The 19,431-nt window shown below is 65.9% G+C and carries 19 protein-coding genes; 14 read left to right on the plus strand and 5 right to left on the minus strand.

The features are described from left to right. Positions 1–37: 37 nt before the first annotated feature. Entirely contained in the window at positions 38–3,499 is a 3,462-nt protein-coding gene (locus CV102_RS02320; protein WP_148856225.1) for a hypothetical protein, read from the minus strand. Positions 3,500–3,787: 288 nt separating this feature from the next. Between CV102_RS02320 and CV102_RS02325 the strand changes: the two genes are divergently transcribed. From CV102_RS02325 to CV102_RS02345, 5 genes are all read left to right on the plus strand, one after another. After that, the gene (locus tag CV102_RS02325; protein WP_148856226.1) at positions 3,788–4,000 is read left to right on the plus strand and encodes a hypothetical protein; all 213 of its coding nucleotides are present in this window, start codon (positions 3,788–3,790) and stop codon (positions 3,998–4,000) included. A 42-nt stretch (positions 4,001–4,042) separates the two neighbouring features. After that, a complete protein-coding gene (locus CV102_RS02330; RefSeq protein ID WP_148856227.1) occupies positions 4,043–4,300 on the plus strand; it encodes a 50S ribosomal protein L37ae in 258 nt (85 codons plus the stop codon). Positions 4,301–4,323: 23 nt separating this feature from the next. Further along, the gene (locus CV102_RS02335; protein ID WP_148856228.1) at positions 4,324–4,458 is read left to right on the plus strand and encodes a DNA-directed RNA polymerase subunit P; all 135 of its coding nucleotides are present in this window, start codon (positions 4,324–4,326) and stop codon (positions 4,456–4,458) included. A gap of 4 nt (positions 4,459–4,462) precedes the next feature. After that, positions 4,463–4,726 carry a KEOPS complex subunit Pcc1 gene (locus CV102_RS02340; protein WP_148856229.1) on the plus strand — a complete coding sequence of 88 codons (264 nt, stop codon included), beginning with the start codon at positions 4,463–4,465 and terminating at the stop codon, positions 4,724–4,726. 106 nt (positions 4,727–4,832) lie between these two features. After that, positions 4,833–5,321, plus strand: coding sequence for a DUF2243 domain-containing protein (locus CV102_RS02345; RefSeq protein WP_148856230.1), 489 nt, complete (start codon positions 4,833–4,835; stop codon positions 5,319–5,321). A gap of 33 nt (positions 5,322–5,354) precedes the next feature. On the opposite strand, the gene CV102_RS02350 is transcribed toward CV102_RS02345, so the two are convergent. Further along, a complete protein-coding gene (locus CV102_RS02350; protein ID WP_148856231.1) occupies positions 5,355–6,512 on the minus strand; it encodes an iron transporter in 1,158 nt (385 codons plus the stop codon). 146 nt (positions 6,513–6,658) lie between these two features. On the opposite strand from CV102_RS02350, the gene CV102_RS02355 reads away from it, so the two are divergent. From CV102_RS02355 to CV102_RS02375, 5 genes are all read left to right on the plus strand, one after another. Then, positions 6,659–7,054 carry a prefoldin subunit beta gene (locus tag CV102_RS02355; protein WP_148856232.1) on the plus strand — a complete coding sequence of 132 codons (396 nt, stop codon included), beginning with the start codon at positions 6,659–6,661 and terminating at the stop codon, positions 7,052–7,054. Then, positions 7,055–7,303 carry a DUF3194 domain-containing protein gene (locus tag CV102_RS02360; RefSeq protein ID WP_148856233.1) on the plus strand — a complete coding sequence of 83 codons (249 nt, stop codon included), beginning with the start codon at positions 7,055–7,057 and terminating at the stop codon, positions 7,301–7,303. A gap of 339 nt (positions 7,304–7,642) precedes the next feature. Continuing rightward, positions 7,643–8,953, plus strand: coding sequence for a GTPase HflX (gene hflX, locus CV102_RS02365; RefSeq protein ID WP_148856234.1), 1,311 nt, complete (start codon positions 7,643–7,645; stop codon positions 8,951–8,953). Between the two features lie 329 nt (positions 8,954–9,282). Next, entirely contained in the window at positions 9,283–10,479 is a 1,197-nt protein-coding gene (locus tag CV102_RS02370) for a PQQ-binding-like beta-propeller repeat protein (RefSeq protein WP_148856235.1), read from the plus strand. Next, a complete protein-coding gene (locus tag CV102_RS02375) occupies positions 10,476–11,021 on the plus strand; it encodes a hypothetical protein (protein ID WP_148856236.1) in 546 nt (181 codons plus the stop codon). The genes CV102_RS02370 and CV102_RS02375 overlap by 4 nt, the downstream gene beginning before the upstream one ends. Positions 11,022–11,358: 337 nt before the next feature. Here the strand turns inward: CV102_RS02375 and CV102_RS02380 are convergent, their stop codons facing one another. Beyond that, positions 11,359–12,264, minus strand: a complete 906-nt coding sequence (locus tag CV102_RS02380; RefSeq protein WP_148856237.1) for an NmrA/HSCARG family protein — start codon at positions 12,262–12,264, stop codon at positions 11,359–11,361. A 276-nt stretch (positions 12,265–12,540) separates the two neighbouring features. Beyond that, positions 12,541–13,101, minus strand: coding sequence for a GMP synthase subunit A (locus CV102_RS02385; protein WP_148856238.1), 561 nt, complete (start codon positions 13,099–13,101; stop codon positions 12,541–12,543). Between the two features lie 90 nt (positions 13,102–13,191). On the opposite strand from CV102_RS02385, the gene CV102_RS25720 reads away from it, so the two are divergent. Further along, complete coding sequence (locus CV102_RS25720; protein WP_187432840.1) at positions 13,192–13,329, plus strand: hypothetical protein; 138 nt, start codon at positions 13,192–13,194, stop codon at positions 13,327–13,329. A gap of 167 nt (positions 13,330–13,496) precedes the next feature. Here CV102_RS25720 and pan1 read toward each other — a convergent pair whose 3' ends face one another. Next, positions 13,497–14,714, minus strand: coding sequence for a proteasome-activating nucleotidase Pan1 (pan1, locus tag CV102_RS02390; protein WP_148856239.1), 1,218 nt, complete (start codon positions 14,712–14,714; stop codon positions 13,497–13,499). Between the two features lie 126 nt (positions 14,715–14,840). On the opposite strand from pan1, the gene CV102_RS02395 reads away from it, so the two are divergent. The 3 genes from CV102_RS02395 (at position 14,841) to rad50 (ending at position 19,417) form a co-directional block, all read left to right on the plus strand. Next, positions 14,841–15,110, plus strand: coding sequence for a MarR family transcriptional regulator (locus tag CV102_RS02395; protein ID WP_148856240.1), 270 nt, complete (start codon positions 14,841–14,843; stop codon positions 15,108–15,110). A 174-nt stretch (positions 15,111–15,284) separates the two neighbouring features. Then, on the plus strand, positions 15,285–16,742 hold the full coding sequence (gene mre11 / locus CV102_RS02400) for a DNA double-strand break repair protein Mre11 (RefSeq protein ID WP_148856241.1): 1,458 nt from the start codon (positions 15,285–15,287) through the stop codon (positions 16,740–16,742). Next, the gene (gene rad50 / locus CV102_RS02405; RefSeq protein WP_148856242.1) at positions 16,739–19,417 is read left to right on the plus strand and encodes a DNA double-strand break repair ATPase Rad50; all 2,679 of its coding nucleotides are present in this window, start codon (positions 16,739–16,741) and stop codon (positions 19,415–19,417) included. Before mre11 ends, rad50 begins: the two co-directional genes overlap by 4 nt. The last annotated feature ends 14 nt before the right edge of the window (positions 19,418–19,431 follow it).

Consider the following 19,431-nt stretch of genomic DNA (forward strand, 5'->3'; position numbering starts at 1 on the left):
GGGTGGCCCCCTCGCGAAGTCGGATGGCCGGAAGAAGCTACTCTTCCGAAGACTCCTCAGGGAATTCTGCCGGCGGTTGATCGTCCGGTTGCTGTTCGGCTGCATCCTCCGGCGACTCCTCCGGTTGGTCGTCGGTCGGTTCGTCTGGAGCGTCTTCTGCGGGATCTTCCGGCGGGTCTTCGTCCGGCCCCTCTTCGGGTGTCTCGTCCGGTGGATCTTCGTCTGGACCGTCCTCGGGTGGGTCGGCTGGAGGATCCTCGTCCGGTTCTTCGGGCGTTTCGTCCGGCTCTTCCTCGTCGAGAGGCTCGTCGGCGGGTTCCTCCGGTTCGGGATCGGTCACGGTGACCTGAACCGACGCGGCGTCGTCGTCGGTGCTCACGGTGACGGTTCGTTCACCGACGTCTTCCTGCGTCGGTTGATACGTCAGCGTGACCGGTTCGGAGTCGTCCGGAGCGAGCGAAACGGATCGGCTGTCGACGTCTTGTTGCTGATCCGTATCCAGCTGAACGATCGTCTCACCGGACTCGTCGCCGACGTTCGTGAGTTCGGCGGTCACCTCGAGCACCTCCCCGACCGAAACCGAGTCGGGCGCGTCCAGGATCGTCACCGCAAACGTCGCCGGCTCGAGAGTGGGGTACTCGCTGGCGGGCTCCGTTTCGGCACGGAGCGTCTCGTCGTAGAGGTAGTGCTCGAGGTCGACCTCCCAGACGAGGCGCTCGTCGTCGGTCTCGGGCATCCACTCGACGGTGAACATGTGCGCTCCGGGCTCGAGTGCAGGCGGCTCGTCCGGCGTCGTTCCCTCGACGAACTCGCCGCCGATCAACTCGAGGGCGTTCGGATTCTCGTAGCCGAACACGACCTCGTAGCTGTCGGCGGTGACGGGTGCGACGTCCTCGAGGAAGATCGTCGGACGGTCGGGACGGCGCTCGTCCACGCAGTCGAGGGGATTGCTTTCGCGGACTTCGTCCGGCTCGAACCAGTTGACGATGACCGAGCCGATGGTCGATCCGAACCCCGCCGTCGCCAGTTCGACGAGGACCTCGTCGTCGGTTCGATCGGCGATCCGAGTCTCCTCGGCGATCCGTAAGCGGATCGTCCCGGAGAACGGCGCGTCGATCTCGTCGCCGACCGTGATCCCCGAATGCGCGTTTCCGACGCCGGCCGAATCGACGAAGAGCGTTTCGACGGTCAGGTCGTCACCGTCCTCGAACCTGCCGGCGACCTCGGCTCGCGTGCAGTCGACGAATTCGATCTCGAGTTCCTCCTCGGTCGTTCCGCGGACGAGGACCGTGCGTTCGTCCGAGGCGACGGCGCTCTCGACGCGCACCGGGAACTCCTGGTCGTTCTCGACGGTCGCCGTCTCGAAGCTCAGCTCGACCGTTTCGGTCTCTCCGGGGTCGACCCGTACGGACGCGGTGTCCACGACCGTCGGATCGTGGCCGACGACGAACTCGAGATCCTTCGTGATCGCGGCCTCCCCGTCGTTCTCGACGTCGACGATCACCTCGAGGACCTCGCCGGCGTCGACGGGGTCGTTGCTCTCCGTGATCGCCACGGTCACGTCGGCGTCGTCCGTTCCGATCACCTCGACGTCGCGGACGGCTGCGTCGTCGTCACCCTCGACTCGAACGGGGAACTCCTGGGTTCGCCGGACGAGCGCCGTTTCGAACTCCAGGCTGACCGTCTCGGTGTCCCCGCCGTCGACCGTCACGGACCGGGCGTCGACGAGCTGTGGATCGTGGCCGACGACGAGTTCGATCTCCTGTGTCGTTTCCGAATCCGCGGTGTTCTCGAGTTCCGCGGTGACCTCGAGGAGATCACCCGCAGCGACCGGATCGTTCGTTTCCAGAACGCTCACGAGCAAGGGCGGCTCGTCGACGTAGACGAAGACCGGAACTTCGTCCGCGTCGCCCTCGAGTTCGACCCGTACCGGGAACTCCTGGTCCGTCTCGACGAGCGCCGTCTCGTACCCCATCGTGACCGTCTCGGTGTCGCCGGCGTCGACCGAGACGACCGTCGTCTCGACCACGTCCGGATCGTGACCGACGACGAGTTGGGCCTCGCGCTGAAGTCCCGAGTCGTGGCCGTTCTCGAATTCGGCGGTGACCTCGAGGAACTCCCCCGTCTGGACCGGCGCATTGGTCTCGGTGATCGTTACGTCCAACGCGACGTCCTCGGTTCCGATCACCTCGACCGTCCGTTCGTCGGCGTCGTCGTCGGTTTTGACCCGCGCGGGGAACGTCTGGGTTCGGCGAACCATGGCGGTTTCGAACTCCAGGTCGACCGTCTCGGTGTCGCCGGCGTCGACCGTCACCGACTGGCTGTCGACCAGTTCCGGGTCGTGACCGACGATCAGGTCCACCTCTCCCGATCGCTCGGCGTCGGCCGCGTTCTCGACGTCGGCTGTCACCTCGAGGAGCTCGCCGGCGTCGACGGGATCGTTCGTCTCGGTGATCGTCACCTCGAGCGCGGGATCGGGTTCGTCGCGGACCTCGTCGATTACCCACGGACCCTCGGACGCGACGGTTCCGTGCTCGCCGATCACCCAGACGACGATCGGACAGCCGTGACAGTATCTCTCGAGTTCGATCGCCGCCGTGTCTTCGGTTCCCCCGACGTCGGTCGTCTCCAGCACGACGTCAGCGTGGCCGAGCCACCAGACGACGCGCTCGAGCCCGCCGCCGGGATGGCTCACGTCCAGTTCGAGTTCGGTCGGTTCGCCGCGAACCACCTCGAGCGACTCGTCGGCCGGCCGCTGTTCGTCGATGGATGGGGCCGGGGTTCCGGCCTCCGTCACCTCGACCGTCCACGTCGCCCGGGACGTCTCGTCGTCGCCGTCGATGGCTGCGGTGACCTCGCGGGTCCCCGGGGATTCGAACGTCTCTCGCCAGTAGTCGGCACCTCGGTGACCGTAGTACGCGCTGTACCAGGGGCCCATCGACCACCCGACGTACTCGCCGTCGACGAACCACTGCGTCCGGCCGCCGTACTCGCCGAGCGCGTCGGATTCAACCTCGAAGAGAACCGTCGTCCCCGGCAGAACCGCAACCTCTCGGTCTGGCGTCGTCTGCGCCGGATCGAGACCGTCGACGGCGAGCACGTCGACCGCCCGCTCGTCCGCATCGTCCTCGGTCTCGACCCGTACCGTTATCCGGTCGTCCGCTTCGACCGGATACGTCCGGTAGCCGCCGAATTCGACCGTCTCGGTGTCGCCGGCGTCGACCGACGTTCTGCGAACCGTGTGTCGATCGCCCTCGACGAAACTCTCGACCGTCGGTCTCGCCGACGTCGTGCCGGTGTTCTCGAGTTCGACGGTCCCCTCGAGCAGCGTGCCGCCTTCGACCGGCGCGTTCGTCTCGAGGATCCGAACCTCGACGCTCCCGTCGTTTTCTCGGGCGTCTCGCACTCGGTTCGCGGCCCCCCGTTTGATCGCTTCCACACCACCCGTAAGCGTCGCCGCCAGACTCCCCCCGGCGGCGAGATACCTCCGTCGCCGCATACTCGTGCTCACGTCGGCCAAAACCGTAATACGTTGTCACGGCTGGACGTGAGTGTCAGTACTTACTACTACGAAATAATGAAACGTATACTTCAGTATCTGTCCGGATCGAAATCCGCTCGTGCGGGTTGTAACGGACGGAATCGGACGGTCACCCGCCGATCACCCGCCGTTCGGCCGCGGAAGAAACGATCCATCGCGTAGATACTCTCACGAGTCGATGGAAGCGACAGTCTCTGCTGGTTGTCAGCCCCTTATCCGACCGAGTGTAATTAGATATAATTAGCTATGCTCGAGCGCGCCGACGCGATCCTGGCTGCGATTCCGCTGCTCGCCGTAAGTGGACTCGCACTTCGATCACTGATCGCGGTGACTGGCGTCGGGACGGGGTTCCTCGCCGCACCGCTCACTGCGGTCGGCCCGCTCGCCGCACTCGTCCTCGTCTTTCGCGAACTCCTCGTCGGTCCGGTCGCCAAACAGTCGGAAGAGGAGCCGCCGTGACTCAACAGGTTTAAGAATCAGGTGGCGATAGATAGCGATACTATGGCCAATCAAGGAATCGGCAGTGCGGGCCGTTTTGGCGCACGCTACGGTCGCGTCGCTCGACGCCGCGTCAGTGAGATCGAAGACGACATGGAGAACGCCGAGGTCGACGGTGACGACGTCACCCGCATCGGCACCGGCATCTGGAAGAACGAGGAGACCGGGGAGGTCTTCACCGGCGGTGCCTACCGCCCGGAGACCCCCGCCGGCCGAACCGTCCAGCGCTCGATCCGCGCCGCGCTGTCCGAAGACGAATAACGACGTCTCTCACTCTCTCACGCATGAGCTACAAGTGCTCCCGCTGTAAACGCGACGTCCAGATCGACGAGTACGGCGGTGTCCGCTGTCCCTACTGCGGTCATCGCGTGCTCCTGAAAGAACGCAGCCGCGACGTCAAGGAAGTCGACGCCAACTAACGCCGTGGATTCTCACGACGCGACGCTCGAGTTCGAGTACGAGACGCCGTCTCGCGCCCGAATCGTGGCCGAGAGCGTCGCCCGTGAGATCGGCGAAATCGACGACGAGCGCTCGCGAACGACTATCACTCGCGACGGTTCGGTCGTCTTCCTCGAGATCACCGCGGCCGACGTGGTCGCGCTTCGCGCGGCGTTGAACACCTGGTTCTCGCTGATCGACGTCGCCGAACGAACGGCCAACGTCGGCGACGCGGTCGTCAGAACGTGACGTCCTGACGGACCAGCGGACGTACTCCGGCGACAGCGATCGAGCGGCCGGAAACGTAGCAGTCGTCGGCCGGTCCTTTTTCCCTGCGGTCGCCGACTGTGAAACTATGACGACTGACGCCGGAACGCGACGCCGTCGACGGCTCCTGCTCGCCGGCGGCACGGTCGGGTTCGGGTTCGGGGCCATCATCGACGTCGTAATCTTTCATCTCACGCTCCAGACCCATCACCTGCTGTCGGGGATCTACGATCCGTACAGTCTCGACGGACTGCGGACGAACGTCATGTTCGACGGGCTCTTTCTGCTGCTCATGCTCGGCGTCATGGGAATCGGTCTCGGCCTGACCTGGCGGCTCGTCAACGGGACCGACGTCCGGTTCTCGACGCGGTATCTCGTCGGTGCGATCGTCGTCGGTGCGGGCGTGTTCAACGTCTTCGACGGCACGGTCAGCCACTACGTGCTCGATCTCCACAACGTCGTCCACGGCACCGAAGCCTGGAACCCTCACTGGCTCGTCGTGAGCATCGTCATGCTCGCGGTCGGACTGCTCTTGCTTCGCAGCGCCGACGGAGCCACCGTTTCCGGGGCGAACTAACGACGAGACTACTCGAGAACGACGTCGGTTCTCCTACTCCAGGTCGACGCCGACCGTCGCCGGCTCGACGTCGAGAAACGCCGTCTCGTATCCCTCGTGGCGTGACACCTGGGGTGGTGCGTCGACGGTGACGGCGAGTTCGTCGGCTCGCTCGAGGACGCCTCTCTCGACGGCGGTTCCGTAGTGGTGGCCCAGGGTGGCGTCGAGCCGCTCCCGGAGCGCCACGCTTCGTTCTGTGGTCCCGTTCCGTACGAGGGCGACCGAGAGCGACGTGAACGGGATCGGATACCGGTTGTAACGCGTCCGCGGGAGCACCGCGAGGACGCCGTCGTGTTCCGATTCGGCGTCGAGCACCGCCAGCGAGAACTCGAGGTCGCCGCTGGTCGCGGTTCCGAGCCACGACTCGGCGCGTTCTTCGAGTCGATCGCGGTGCTCGTAGTGCTCGTTGTCGGCCGATCCACGGGGGTGCTCGTCACCATGATCGTGACTGTCGCCGTGATCGCCACGCTCGCCGTCACCGTTGCCGTCGTTGTCGTGGTCGTACTCGCCGCCACCCATCGGCTCGACCGCGCCTGGGTCGCCGCGTCCCTCGTCCTTGTCGATCAGTCGGCGGCCGAGCCCCTCGATCTCGTCCGCGGCGTGCTCGAACTCGAGGTCGACGGTCGTCGCGCTCTCGAGGTGGTCGTCGAGTCCGTCGGCGACGGCCGCGCTCGTCGGCTCGAGACGCACCGTCGCGACGTATCGCCCGTCGCCGTCGAGCGGAACGTTGTCGCCGTAATGAAACCCCATCCGCTGGGAGAGCATCGGCCAGAGCGTGCGCTCATCGACTGGCGTACCCCGGCGCCGGATCGTCGTCGTGACCGACGTCGGGACGACGGTTCCGGTTTCGGCGTCGTGGACGCTGGCCATCAGGTGAACCGCGTGGTGGTCCCGGACGTCCGCACGGGCCCGTTCGGTGCCGGTCACCGTCCAGAACGAGTGCGGGCGGGTCGCTGCGAGCGAAACCGTCCGCCCGTCGGCGGTCGTGGTTCCGTACGCCGTCATCCCGTCGACCTTCGGCGGCACGTAGACGCCGTCGGGTGGATCGACGACGAGTTCTCGCCAGGCATCCTCCCGCTCGAGCGTCTCGAGACAGCCGGCCGACAGCGAGAGCACGAGTCCGCCGGCGGCGAGCGCGTCGCGGCGTCGCATCACCATAGCCACACCGGCGATCCGTATAGGCGTGCAGGCTGCACGCCCAACCCGTGGAAACGGACGATGAGGGCGGGCTGATCCGCCCGGTTTCGTCGCGAGTGACAAAGCTTGGCTTTATCAGTCCGGAGGGCTACGGTCGAAGTATGCAAGGAAATCTGCCGCCGGAAGCGCAGGAGAAAATCGAACAGCTTCAGGGTCTGCAGGAGACCGCACAGGAAGTCGCCGTCCAGAAGCAGCAGGCGGAGACCAACCTGAACGAAGCCGAGAGCGCGCTCGACGAACTCGAGAACGTCGACGAGGAGACCACGATGTACCGGAACGTCGGCGAACTCTTCGTCGAGACCGACTACGAGACGGCCCAGGACGACCTCGAAGACAAGGTCGACTCCCTCGAGATCCGCCTCGAGACCCTCGAGAAGCAAGAAGAGCGTGTCCAGGATCAGTTCGAGGACCTCCAGGAGGACCTCGAAGAGCTGATGGGTGGCGGCATGGGCGGCGGCCCAGCAGGCCCAGGCGGTCCGGGCGCAGGCGGCGCGTAAATGACAGGCGATGAGCCGACGGACGAGGAGATCGTCCAGACGGCCTCCGACGCCGCGGAGGGGCTCATCTTCTCCCGGTACAAGCAATCCAACGTTCGCGACTACGACGTTACGGTGACCTTCGAGGAGGGCGTCCTCGAGGTCGACGTCTACCTGAACGCTCCCGAGGACGAGGCCGACCCGGAACAGGTCGCCGACGACGCCGCACTCGCCGCGCGCGAGGCCGTCGACGAACTGTTCGGGGAGTAAGGAGCGTTCGACCCGCTTTTCGTCGACGACTCGAGTCGGTAGCGACGGCGTTCGTCCGAACTCACGCACCATGGCGCCGTGTAGCATACCTGCACAACAGATTAGTACCGCGTTCCGGAATACACGGTCACAGCCTATGGAGACCCTTTTCGTTCGGTGAGTCGGGCTCGCCCTCGCCGTCCAGCGGCGACGGTTCAGCCAGCGCCGACGCACTCCGCTTCGTCCTGCCTCGCCTCGTCCAGCCCCGCCACGTCCCGCCTCGTCCACGGTTCGGACGGGCCGCCACGGACTCGAGCCGAACCCGCGCACCGCACTCGAACAGCGACCATCGAACACACCATGTCACCATCAGTCGATACGCAGCCGACGAACACAGTTATCGTGAAGCGATCACCGACCGCACCCGTCGAAACCGACGAGATCGAGCGGCTCGTCCGGGCGAACGGGGATAGCGTCGTCGCGGAGGTAACGCAGGTCGGCCCGGACGACTCCGGAACGTATCTCGGGCGAGGAAAACTCGACGAACTCGCCGCCGCCGTCGAAGACCGGGAGGCGGGCCGCGTCGTTGTCGACGGCGAACTCACGCCCGACCAACACCACACCGTCGAACGAGCGATGCCCGACGAGACCGTCGTGGTCGACCGCTATCGCCTCGTTCTCGAGATATTCGAGAGCCAGGCCGGAACCCGGCGATCCCAGCTCCAGGTCGAACTGGCGCGCCTTCGCTACGACCTGCCGCGGGTGATCGCGGCGGCGGACGAAGGGATACTCAACCAGCAGACGGAGAAGGGATCGCGCATCTACGACGTGCAGACGCGGATCGACCGACTCGAGGGAAAACTCGACGAACTCCCGGATCCGGCCGACCAGTTCCGGAAGCGTCGTCGGGAGGAAGGGTTCGACCTCGTCACGCTAGCCGGCTACACCAACGCCGGCAAGTCGACGCTGTTGCACCGACTCGCCGACGAGATGTCCCTCGAGGAGACGGCGACGGATCGCGAACCCGGTTCCGAGAAGGACGCGACCGCCGCCGTCGAGGATCGGCTGTTCGAGACCCTCGAGACGACGACGCGACGGGCGACCCTCGAGGGCCGACCCGCCCTCGTCACCGACACGGTCGGGTTCGTCGACGACCTGCCACACGACCTCGTCGAATCGTTTAGTTCGACGCTGTCGGAGGCGGCCGCGGCGGACGTCGTCGTCCTCGTCGTCGACGCGAGCGACACCCTCGAGACGTTCCGCGAGCGACTCTCGGTGTCGCTCGAGGTGCTCGAGGCCCAGGACGTCGACGAGGAGCGGATCGTGACGGTGTTGAACAAAGCCGAATCCCTGACCGACGACGAGCGCCGGCGCCGGTACTCGACCGCGACGGATCTCGTCCCCGAGGCGGCAGCGGACCCGATCCTCGCGAGCCTGCTCGAGGGAACGAACGTCGACGCGCTCCGGTCGGCGGTCCGGGAGCGGTTCCCCGAGGAACGCGCGACGCTTCGGCTGCCGAACACCGACGACGCGATGTCGCTGGTGTCGCGGGCCTACGACCGGACGACCGTCGAGTCGATCGACTACGCCGGAGAGACGGTCGAGATCGAGTGTCGCGGTCGGCCGTCGGTGCTCGAAAAGCTGCGAGCGAGAGCCGAAGCGATCGACTAACGAGCCCGCGTTTGATTTTGCCGTTCTTCTCTTCGAGTGAGTTTGGACTGACAGACATACAGAAGCGTTTTGTTCGGCTTCGTCGGGAGAGACGGCGGTAGCAGTCGCTGTCGAGACGGTGGTACGGCAGCCGCCGCACGCTCGAGTGTCACCACGAGCGCGCTCGAGCACCGGATCGACGAGGCGACGGCGACTGCGGACGAAGCGGTCGAGCTACCGCTCTAGATCGACGGCCCGGACGTCACCGACGGCCGGACCGGTCCTGCACCGCTCACACCGCAACCGAACTTAATACAAGATTCAAATAGGTAAAGAGGAATACAACGTTCATGACGTCCCACCGACGCGCGGTCCTGGCGACGTTCGGTGTTGCCTTCGGCGGGTCGAGCCTCGCTGGCTGCGTCACCACTACCGGCGACGATCGTGAGCCCGACCCACTCGAGGGTACGATCCGAACCACCCAGTACGACGCCGGGAACAGCGGCGTGACGGCCGCAAGCGGTCCGTCGGATCCCGAGTTGCGGTGGGCGACCGACGTAAACGACCGGACCGGCCAACCGCTGCTCTCCGAGGGCGCGTTCGTGTGTCGATCCCCGGAGACGAACGACGAACGACTGCAGGCAATCGACAGTGTCGACGGCAAACCCCGCTGGGAGGCACGTGGTGCCCAGGAGATCGACGGCACCGGTGTCATCGCCGACGGGACCCTGATCACCCATCGCTACGATCTCGGCAGCGACGACCACGAACTGGTGGCGTTCGATCTGGCGACCCTCCACGCGAGTGGTGGGAGCGACGACGATCCTGACGATGCGATCCTGTGGCGTTCCGCCGGCGAGCACCGACTTTACGGCCAGCCGGTCGCCGCCGGTGGGGTCGTCTACGCTGCCACGACGGAGGCCGTGTACGCGGTCGCTGCGGAGACCGGTGACCGCGAGTGGACGGTCGACCTGCGGCCTTCGACGCCCGTGGCTGCGGACGACGCGGGCGTCTTCGTCGGAACGCTCGACGGTGACCTCGTCCGTCTCGTCGACGGCGACCGCCGGTTCGGCGTCCCGCTCGACGGTGAGGCGACTGCGCCGCCGACGGTCGTCGACGGGAGCGTCCTCGTGGGGGATGTCCACGGCACGATCCGCGCCGTCGACCGCGACGGATCGACGCACTGGAAACGCGAGGGACTCGGTCCGATCTACGGGTCGCCGGCCGTCGACGACGGCGTCGCGTACGTGCCCCGCTTCGCCGGTTACGTACAGGCACTCGCGCTCGCGGACGGCGAGGAACGGTGGCGCTTCGACCCCGGCGGCGACCACCGGCGGACGTTCGTGACGGACGCCACCCGGACCCCAGGGGCAGTCTACGTCGCCAGCGACGACGGACGACTGTACGCGATCAGCGAGGGCGAGGCCCGCTGGGTGATCGACCTCGAGGCCCACCCCGTCGCGGGGCCGCTGGTCGCGGACGGTGCCGTCGCCGTCGTTACGGCCGACCACGAACTCCGGGTGTACGACGGCGGTGATCCGGCGTGAGAACGACCCGCCGGAACCTCCTCGGACTCGCGGCGGTCGGCACCGCGAGCGTGCTCGCCGGCTGTGAGGAGTTCGACCCGGTGACGTACCTGCTCAGGTTCGATCTGGACACCTGGGTTGGGCCGATAACTGACGGAGACGAGTGGCTCGTCGACGGCCGCGTGGAGGCCTGGCTGCACGACCCCGACGAGGTCGACCACGAGGGGTCGTACGTCGATGGTCTCACCGACGTTCGTGTGCTGGCCGTCGACGCGGACGGGTCGATCGTCGGCCGCGCTGAACGCGGCGCGTACACGATCGACGATGCGACCACTCGAGACGATCCCGCACCGTACGTCGTTGAGGACTCCTTTACCCTCCAGACCGACGTCCCGCCGGTCCGACTCGTCCTCGACTGTGCGGAGTTCGACGATCTCTGTGACGCGGGGTACACGGTCCAGGAGTACCTCCTTCCGGACGGTCACGACCCGGGCCACGCGGGACGACTGGCGAGCGATCCCTGGCAGGGTCGGGACCGGGACTGCGAGGACGAGTCGGCGTGATACGCACTGCTGGAAGTCAGTTCCGGTGCAACCGTGACACGTCTGCGGTTGTACCGACAAATCGGTACAAAACTACCCCTGATAAGTACCAGTGAAGTCGATCACCGATCCGCTACCTCCTTGACCCGTACAGAGTACAGAATTTTCTCGAGTCAATCGTTCTGTACAACTGCTATTCGCTTCCGAGGTGCTCGCAAGCTTGCACGTCGCTTCGTTCGAACCCGAGAGATGGCGCGCGCAACCACACGGCCCCGGTCGTCTCGAGATGAATGGAGTTGGCCTGGACGCAGCAGGTGATCCAGGACGAAACGTGAAACGACGCCGTTCGACTTGTCGTCTACTCCATCGCCTTGACCCAGCCGGGAACCGAGTCCATCCCTTCCTTGTCCTCCCAGCCGTGCTCGCGGAGGTAGGTCTCGAGGTCAGTGAACTCGAAGCCGAAGCGCTCCTCGAGCCCCTCGAGATCCGCGCTGTAGCCGACCTCGTTGAACCACTCACACATGACGGTGAACTCCTCGCCGAAGGAGTCGTAGGCGTCCTCGATCGGCACGTGAACCGGTTCGACGTCGACGCCGGTCACCTCGGAGAGCGTCTCGGCGGTCTCGGCGAGGGTCAACTCGTCGCCCGCGAGCTCGACGCGCTCGCCGAGGAACTCGTCGGGGTTCTCGAAGGCGACCGCTGCGGCGCGGCCGACGTCTCCGGTGTCGATCATCTGGAGGGCGACGCCCTCCTCGAGCGGCAGCGCGACCTGGCCGTCCTCGACGACGTCCTCGGCGAACGCCTCGAAGTTCTGGAAGAAGAACACGGGCTGGAGGACGGTCAACGGCAGGTCCAGCTCCTGCGCGTGCTGGTCGATCTCCCAGGCCGAATCGAAGTGGGGAACGCCCGTGTCACGCTCGTGGCTGCCGACGCCGCTGAGGACGAACTGGTCGACCCCCTCGTCGGCGGCGACGTCGGCGATGTTCTTGCCCTGCTGGACCTGGGCGTCGTACCCCTGCGTCCAGAAGTTGGTGACCGCGAACACCGCGTCGACCTCGGCGACGTGGGGCGCGAGCGACTCCGTCTCGTTCAGATTGCCCTCGACCATCGTCACGCCGCGGTCGGCGAGGTCCTGGGCGGTCTCTCCCGACGCATTTCGGGTGAGCCCGTAGACGTCGAACTCGGCGTTCGACTCGAGCAGGTGGTCGACGACTGCACCGCCCTGATTGCCGGTCGCGCCGGTGACGAGTACGCTCGTCGCCACGTTAGTTCGCGCCTCCGTCGACAGCGAGGATTGTAACCGATCCAGTCCCGATCGAAACGGCGTCGTCTGGTGATTGCATTACGTTACCTAGTTCGTGATGTAACCCATATATCCGTTCGGCGACATTCGGGATACCACGTAACACCGGTGTTATCGGAAGCGTTCAGGAGCATCGTCGGTGAAAATACAGCGCTCACTCGACGCTTCAGAGTGCTGTGCAGTAGCGAGGGTGGACTGGAGAAGAGAGGACCGAGCGCCGCGTCGATGGTCGGCCGGCTACTCGGCGTTCGCTTCGCAGATCTCGAGGAAGTTCTCGAAGATCTGTTCGCCCTCCTCGGTGTGGGCGACTTCGGGATGCCACTGGACGCCGTAGAGGTCGCGGTCGGTGTCGCTCATCGCCTCGACGTTGCAGACGTCGCTGCGGGCGGTCAGTTCGAAGCCGTCGGGCAGCGTCGTGACCTCGTCGGCGTGGCTCGCCCAGACGCGGGTTTCGGGATGGAGGCTGCCGGTGAGGGGATCCTCGTCGTCGACGATCTCGACGGTGACGTCGGCGTAGCCGCCGTAGTCACCGCTGCCGACCTCGCCGCCGAGTTCCTCGGCGATCAGTTGCATGCCGAGACAGATTCCGAGAACGGGCACGCCGTCCTCGAGGTAGTCGGCCGAGTGACCGATCCGGTCCATGTCGGGGCCGCCCGAGAGGACGACGCCGTCCGCGTCGACCTCCTCGGGGTCGGTGTCGTTGTCGATCAGCTCCGTCTCGACGCCGAGGTCGCGAAGCGCTCGGTGCTCGAGGTGGGTGAACTGTCCGTGGTTGTCCACCACGACGATCTTCGTCATTGGAGGTCTCTAGCCAGTCACCCGATAAAAGCGGACCGGAACCGTTGGCTGGTCGGTACGTTTATGAACGCGTCCCCGGATCGTACTGGTATGGCAGTCGACAGACGCGAATTCGATCATCCGTCCTGGATCACCGCGGCGAGTACCGGCGTCGGCTATCTGCTGATTCTCGTGGTGCTCACGGTCGCACTGTTCGTCGTTCCGTGGCTCGTGTTCGCGGCGCTGTAGGCTCGACTCGAGGACGGCGCGTCTTCGACGAGCGCTCTGATTTCGACGAGTACCCTGCGCTCGACGGACACTCCGCTTTCGACGAAACTCCTGAGATCGCAAGCGACGCGTCTCGAGAACGGCGGTGAAAACGAACGTGGACGGGGCGGTCCGACAGGAAAAACTGCTCAGGCGAACGTCTTCGAGACGTCTTCGGTCTCGTCGCTCTCGGCCTGGACCTTCTCCCAGGCACCGCGGAAGTCCTCCATCCGGATCTCCGTGCGGTCGTCACGGATGGCGAACATCCCGGCCTCGGTACAGACGGCCTTGATGTCGGCACCGGAGGCCTCCTCGGCATCTTCGGCAAGTTCCGAGAAGTCGACGTCGTCGGCGACGTTCATCCCGCGGGTGTGGATCTCGAAGATGATCTCACGACCCTCGTGGTTCGGTTTGGGGACCTCGATGAGTCGGTCGAACCGACCGGGCCGGAGGATGGCGCGGTCGAGCATGTCGAAGCGGTTGGTCGCGGCGATGATGCGGATGTCGCCACGGTCCTCGAAGCCGTCCATCTCCGAGAGCAGTTGCATCATCGTCCGCTGGACCTCGGCGTCGCCGGAGGTCTTCGACTCCGTCCGCTTGGAGGCGATGGCGTCGATCTCGTCGATGAAGATGACTGCTGGCTCGTGTTCACGGGCGACCTTGAACAGGTCGCGGACCAGCTTTGCGCCCTCGCCAATGAACTTGTGGACCAGTTCCGAGCCGGCCATCTTGATGAAGGTGGCGTCGGTCTGGTTGGCGACGGCCTTCGCGAGCATCGTCTTCCCGGTGCCCGGCGGGCCGTAGAGCAGGACGCCGCTCGGGGGTTCGATCCCGACGTCGTCGAACATCTCGGGCTTCTCGAGGGGCATCTCGACGGTTTCGCGAACTTCCTGCATCTGCTCCTCGAGACCGCCGATATCCTCGTAGCTGACCTCGGGGCTCTCGGTGACTTCCATCACGCGAGCGCGCACGTCAGTTTCGTTAGAGAGCGTCTTGACGATAGAGAGAGAGTTGTTGACGGCAACCCGGGCGTCGGGCTCGATCTCCTCGCGCATCTCCTCGGTGACCTCGGTCAGCGCCTCCTGGTTGTTCCCGTGTTGTTTGATAATGACGCCTTCGTCCGTGAGTTCCTGGACCGTGGCGACGAACAGGGGGGACTGCTTCAGCTTCTTGTTCTCGTGAGTCAGCCGCTCGAGTTTCTGCTGGTACTTGTTGTTCTCGGCGTTCGCATCGAGGAGCTTGTCCCGCATCTCCTCGTTTTGCGACTCGAGAATCTCTAGCCGATCCTCGAGCGCCTGAATTTTCTCCTGTTGGGACGCCTCGTCCTCGTCGTATGGGAGGTCGACGTCGTCCACAGTGTCGCTCATCACCTGTGGTTTAGGTGTTGGCTCATAAGAGGCTTCGGGTAGATGCACTCGAGCTCGTTGTATAACTACTAGACATAAGATGGAATAGAAAATATTATCAGGCCGTATTTAGAATGGGTGTATACGATGAGTGCTTCAGAGTCGCTGCAACAAGAAACCACGAACCAGGGCTCCTGGGACGACGTCCGCGACCTCCCCCCGAGCGCCAAGCTCGTCGCGAAGGTCCTCGAGTACAACGACACGATGACCCAGCAACAGATCGCCGACGAGACGCTCCTGCCGGCCCGGACGGTTCGCTACGCCCTGAACCGCCTCGACGAGGAGAACGTCATCGACTCCCGCTTCTCGTTCTCGGACGCCCGCAAGCGCCTGTACAGTCTCGATATCGAATCGTAACGTCGCAGTCGGTCCTCGCCAGTCGCGCCCGCCGCGGTCTCAAATCGCGCCCGCCGCGATGCCAGCCGTCGCGACGCCGGTTCCGAACGTGACACGATTCGCTCACGTCGCTTCGCTTTACTTTCAGTCCGGTCACGGAACCCCTTTAGGCCCCGCACGCCAACGTCCCGACAGATGACGCGGGTGATACACACGGGCGACACCCACATCGGGTACCAGCAGTACAACTCGCCCGAGCGACGACGGGACTTTCTCGAGGCCTTCCGAAACGTAGCCGACGACGCGGTCGACGCGGACGTCGACGCGGTGATTCACGCCGGCGACCTCTTCCACGACCGCCGGCCCGGACTCGTCGACCTCCAGGGAACCGTCGAGATCCTTCGAACGCTCTCGGCGGCCGACATCCCGTTTCTCGCCGTCGTCGGCAACCACGAGGGGAAACGCGACGCTCAGTGGCTCGACCTGTTCGCCGACCTCGGCCTCGCGACGCGCCTCGGCGCCGAGCCGTACGTCCTCGGCGACGTCGCGTTCTACGGGCTCGACTTCGTCCCCCGGTCGCGGCGCGAGGACCTCGAGTACGAGTTCGCGGCCGTTCCCGGCGAAGCGGAGCACGCCGCCCTCGTGAGCCACGGCCTGTTCGAACCCTTCCCCCACGCCGACTGGGACACCGAACGGCTGCTCGACGAGTCGACCGTCGACTTCGACGCCGTCCTGCTGGGCGACAACCACCACCCCGACACCGCGGAGGTCCAGAATACGTGGGTCACCTACTGCGGGTCGACCGAGCGCGCGAGCGCGAGCGAGCGCGAGGACCGCGGCTACAACATCGTCGGATTCGAGAGCGGCGAGGAGCCGGCGATCCGCCGCCGGGGGCTCGAGTCGACCCGCGAGTTCGTCTTCGTCGACGTCGAACTCGCCGAGGGCGAGGGGGTCGACCGGGTCCAGGAACGAGTCCGCCAGCACGACCTCGAGGACGCGGTCGTCATCGTCACCGTCGAGGGTGACGGGAAACCGATCACGCCAGCGGCGGTCGAGGAACTCGCGATCGACCGCGGGGCGCTCGTCGCCCGCGTGAACGATCGACGGGAGCTCCCCGACGAGGGCGAGGAGGTGTCGGTCAGCTTCGCCAACCCCGACGACGCGGTCCGCGAGCGCGTCCGCGAACTGGGACTCAGCGACGCCGCCCTCGAGATCGATCGGACGGTCCGCGACGACGGCCTCGCCGACGCGAACGTCCGCGAGCGCGTCGATCGGCGGGTGCGCGACCTGCTCGAGGAGGACCGCTCCGCGTTCGAACCCGCACCCGAGCGGGAACCGAGCGACGAGGACGTGACGACGGTCGCGGATCAGCTCTCGGGTGGTGACGAAGCCGAGACGACCGCCCCACAGCCCGAGTCAGCCCCTGACGAGTCTGCAGCCGCAGCCGACGGCGACTCGAGCGACGATTCCTCGACTGCGGTCGACGACCAATCCGACGACGACGCCGCAGTCGACGAGACGACGGCCGAGGATGCCACAACCGCGGCGAACCAGCAGTCGGCCGACGACGCTGCCGACGCGGATTCTGGGGACAGCCCTGGGTCTGAACCGAACGCTGACGGCGAGTACGCCTCGCTGGGTGATTTCGAATGAGGGTCGATCGCGTCCGCCTGCTGAACTTCAAGTGTTACGGTGAAGAAGAGCTCCGTCTCGAGCGGGGCGTCACCGTCGTCCACGGCGTCAACGGAAGCGGAAAGTCGACGCTGCTCGAGGCGGTCTTCTTCGCGCTCTACGGCTCGAAGGCGCTCGGCGACCGGACGCTCGACGACGTGATCACGACGGGCGAAGAGGAGAGCGAGGTCGAACTCTGGTTCACCCACGACGGCCGCGAGTACCACGTCGAGCGCCGACTCAAGCTTCGCGGCGACCGGGCGACGACCACGAAGTGCGTCCTCGAGACGCCGACCGAGACCATCGAGGGCGCGCGCGACGTGCGCCGAGAGGTGACCGAACTCCTGCGGATGGACGCCGACGCGTTCGTCAACTGCGCGTACGTCCGCCAGGGCGAGGTCAACAAGCTCATCCACGCCTCGCCGGGAGAGCGCCAGGACATGATCGACGACCTCCTGCAACTTGGTGCGCTCGAGGAGTACCGCGAGCGCGCCAGCGACGCCCGTCTCGGCGTCAAGTCGGTGCTCGACGGGCAGCGCGAGGTGCTCGAGGATCTCCGGGCCCAGGTCGAACGAAAGGAAGAACAGGAGCTCCACGACCGCCTGAACGAACTCGAGTCGCGCCACGCGGACGTCGTCTCCGAGATCGAGCGCTTCGAGTCCCAGCGCGAGGAGGCGAAGAACACGCGTGACACAGCGGCGGACGTCCTCGAACGCCACGAGGAGACCCGCGAGGAGATCGCGGAGCTCGAGAGCGAGATCGAGGAGCTTCGCTCGAAGATCTCCGAGACGGAGCGCGAGCGCGAAACCGCGGCCGAGACCCTTCGCGACCGCAAGGACGAGCGCGAGGAACTCGCCGACGAACGCGACGAGCTGCTCGAGGACGCGGAGATCGATGCGAGCGACGAAGACGCGGTCGAAAGCCGGATCGAAGAACTCGAGAGCCGGGACGACGAGCTTCGGGACGACCTCGAGGACGTTCGCGTCTCGATCACGGAGTACAACGGCGAGATCGAACGACTGCGCGAGGCGGCGTCCGACCTCGAGACCCAGGCCGAGGAGGCGCGAAGCGAGGCCGACGAACTCGAGTCGGCGCTCGAGGACGACGTCGACGCGATCGATCAGCGGGAGTCGAAACTCGAGGAACTCGACGCGGAGATCGACTCTGCTCGAGCCGCGTTCGACGACGCGCCGGTCGCGTTCGGCGAGGCCGAGGCACAGCTCGACTCACGCCAGTCCGAGCGCGAGGAACTCGTCTCGACGATCGGTGACGTCACCGCGGAGATCCGGACGGTCGAGAACGCGATCGAGGAGGGCGAACGGCTGCTCGAGGAGGGGAAGTGTCCCGAGTGCGGCCAGTCCGTCGAGGATTCGCCCCACGTCGACGTGCTGGACGACAAACGCGAGGAGCTGGCGGGACTCGAGGAGCGACGCGAGGAACTCGAGGACGAACGCGACGATCTCGACGAACGGATCGAGCGCGCCGAGTCGCTCGTCGAGGCCGAACGGCGGGTCGACCGGCTCGAGGAGAACCGCGAGAACGTCGCCCAGCTGGTCGACGAGAAGCGCGACGCGCTCGAAGAGCGCCGCGAGCAGCGCGAGGAGCTCCGGGAGGCGGCCGACGAGTACGAACGTGAAGCCGAGGCGAAGCGCGACGAGGCCGACGACCTCGAGAGCGAGGTCGCGGACGCGCGGGCCGAACTCGGCGAGATCAACGGCGAGCGCGGCGAGATCAAGGCGACGCTCGAGACGCTCCGGCGCGTGACCGAGATCGAGGCCGAGCGCGCGGAACTCGACCGCGAGATCGAGACGCTCCGCGAGCGCAGGACCGACTGGGAGACGATGAACGACGAGCGCCGCGACCAGCTCTCGGCGAAACGCGACCGCAAGCGCGACCTCGAGTCGGAGTTCGACGAGGAGCGCGTCGCGGCTGCGCGGAACGATCGGCAAAACGCCGAGCAGTACATCGAAAAGGTCGACGAGAAGCTCACGGAACTCGAGGAACAGCGCGATCAGCTCCAGGGACGGATCGGCGGCGTCGAGGAGAAGATCGAGGAGCTCGAACGGCTCCGCGAGCGGCTCGAGGCCGTCGAGGCCCGGTGCGAGCGGCTCGATTCGTTGTACGACGAGGCCGAGACGCTCCAGACGACCTACGGCGAGTTACGGACGGAACTGCGCCAGCGCAACGTCGAGACCCTGGAACGACTGCTGAACGAGACGTTCGACCTGGTCTACCAGAACGACTCGTACGCGGCGATCGACCTGGACGGGGAGTACCGGTTGACGGTCTACCAGAAGGACGGCGAACCCCTCGAGCCCGAACAGCTCTCGGGCGGCGAGCGGGCGCTGTTCAACCTCAGCCTGCGGTGTGCGATCTACCGGCTGCTCGCCGAAGGCGTCGAGGGGACGGCACCGATGCCGCCGCTCATCCTCGACGAGCCGACCGTCTTCCTCGACTCGGGTCACGTCACGCAGCTAGTGTCGCTGGTCGAGTCGATGCGCGACCTGGGCGTCGAACAGATCGTCGTCGTCAGCCACGACGAGGAACTCGTCGGCGCAGCGGACTCGATCGTCCGCGTCGAAAAGGACGCGACGTCGAACCGCTCGCAACTCGAGCGCGGCGAGCCGCCGGAGGCGGCGCTGCTGGCGTCGGAGTAGACGTCGTCCGAAAA

The sequence above is a fragment of the Natronococcus pandeyae genome, from assembly GCF_008122205.1.
Taxonomy (GTDB): domain Archaea; phylum Halobacteriota; class Halobacteria; order Halobacteriales; family Natrialbaceae; genus Natronococcus; species Natronococcus pandeyae.

Excerpts from the sequence above, each read along its gene's own strand:
- CV102_RS02360 (WP_148856233.1), top strand. The coding sequence starts at position 7,055 with ATGACAGGCGATGAGCCGACGGACGAGGAGATCGTCCAGACGGCCTCC.
- CV102_RS02355 (WP_148856232.1), top strand. The coding sequence starts at position 6,659 with ATGCAAGGAAATCTGCCGCCGGAAGCGCAGGAGAAAATCGAACAGCTT.
- CV102_RS02370 (WP_148856235.1), top strand. The coding sequence starts at position 9,283 with ATGACGTCCCACCGACGCGCGGTCCTGGCGACGTTCGGTGTTGCCTTC.
- CV102_RS02335 (WP_148856228.1), top strand. The coding sequence starts at position 4,324 with ATGAGCTACAAGTGCTCCCGCTGTAAACGCGACGTCCAGATCGACGAG.
- hflX (WP_148856234.1), top strand. The coding sequence starts at position 7,643 with ATGTCACCATCAGTCGATACGCAGCCGACGAACACAGTTATCGTGAAG.
- pan1 (WP_148856239.1), bottom strand. The coding sequence starts at position 14,714 with ATGAGCGACACTGTGGACGACGTCGACCTCCCATACGACGAGGACGAG.
- CV102_RS02385 (WP_148856238.1), bottom strand. The coding sequence starts at position 13,101 with ATGACGAAGATCGTCGTGGTGGACAACCACGGACAGTTCACCCACCTC.
- CV102_RS02395 (WP_148856240.1), top strand. The coding sequence starts at position 14,841 with ATGAGTGCTTCAGAGTCGCTGCAACAAGAAACCACGAACCAGGGCTCC.
- rad50 (WP_148856242.1), top strand. The coding sequence starts at position 16,739 with ATGAGGGTCGATCGCGTCCGCCTGCTGAACTTCAAGTGTTACGGTGAA.
- CV102_RS25720 (WP_187432840.1), top strand. The coding sequence starts at position 13,192 with ATGGCAGTCGACAGACGCGAATTCGATCATCCGTCCTGGATCACCGCG.
- CV102_RS02325 (WP_148856226.1), top strand. The coding sequence starts at position 3,788 with ATGCTCGAGCGCGCCGACGCGATCCTGGCTGCGATTCCGCTGCTCGCC.
- CV102_RS02320 (WP_148856225.1), bottom strand. The coding sequence starts at position 3,499 with ATGCGGCGACGGAGGTATCTCGCCGCCGGGGGGAGTCTGGCGGCGACG.
- CV102_RS02330 (WP_148856227.1), top strand. The coding sequence starts at position 4,043 with ATGGCCAATCAAGGAATCGGCAGTGCGGGCCGTTTTGGCGCACGCTAC.
- mre11 (WP_148856241.1), top strand. The coding sequence starts at position 15,285 with ATGACGCGGGTGATACACACGGGCGACACCCACATCGGGTACCAGCAG.
- CV102_RS02345 (WP_148856230.1), top strand. The coding sequence starts at position 4,833 with ATGACGACTGACGCCGGAACGCGACGCCGTCGACGGCTCCTGCTCGCC.
- CV102_RS02350 (WP_148856231.1), bottom strand. The coding sequence starts at position 6,512 with ATGCGACGCCGCGACGCGCTCGCCGCCGGCGGACTCGTGCTCTCGCTG.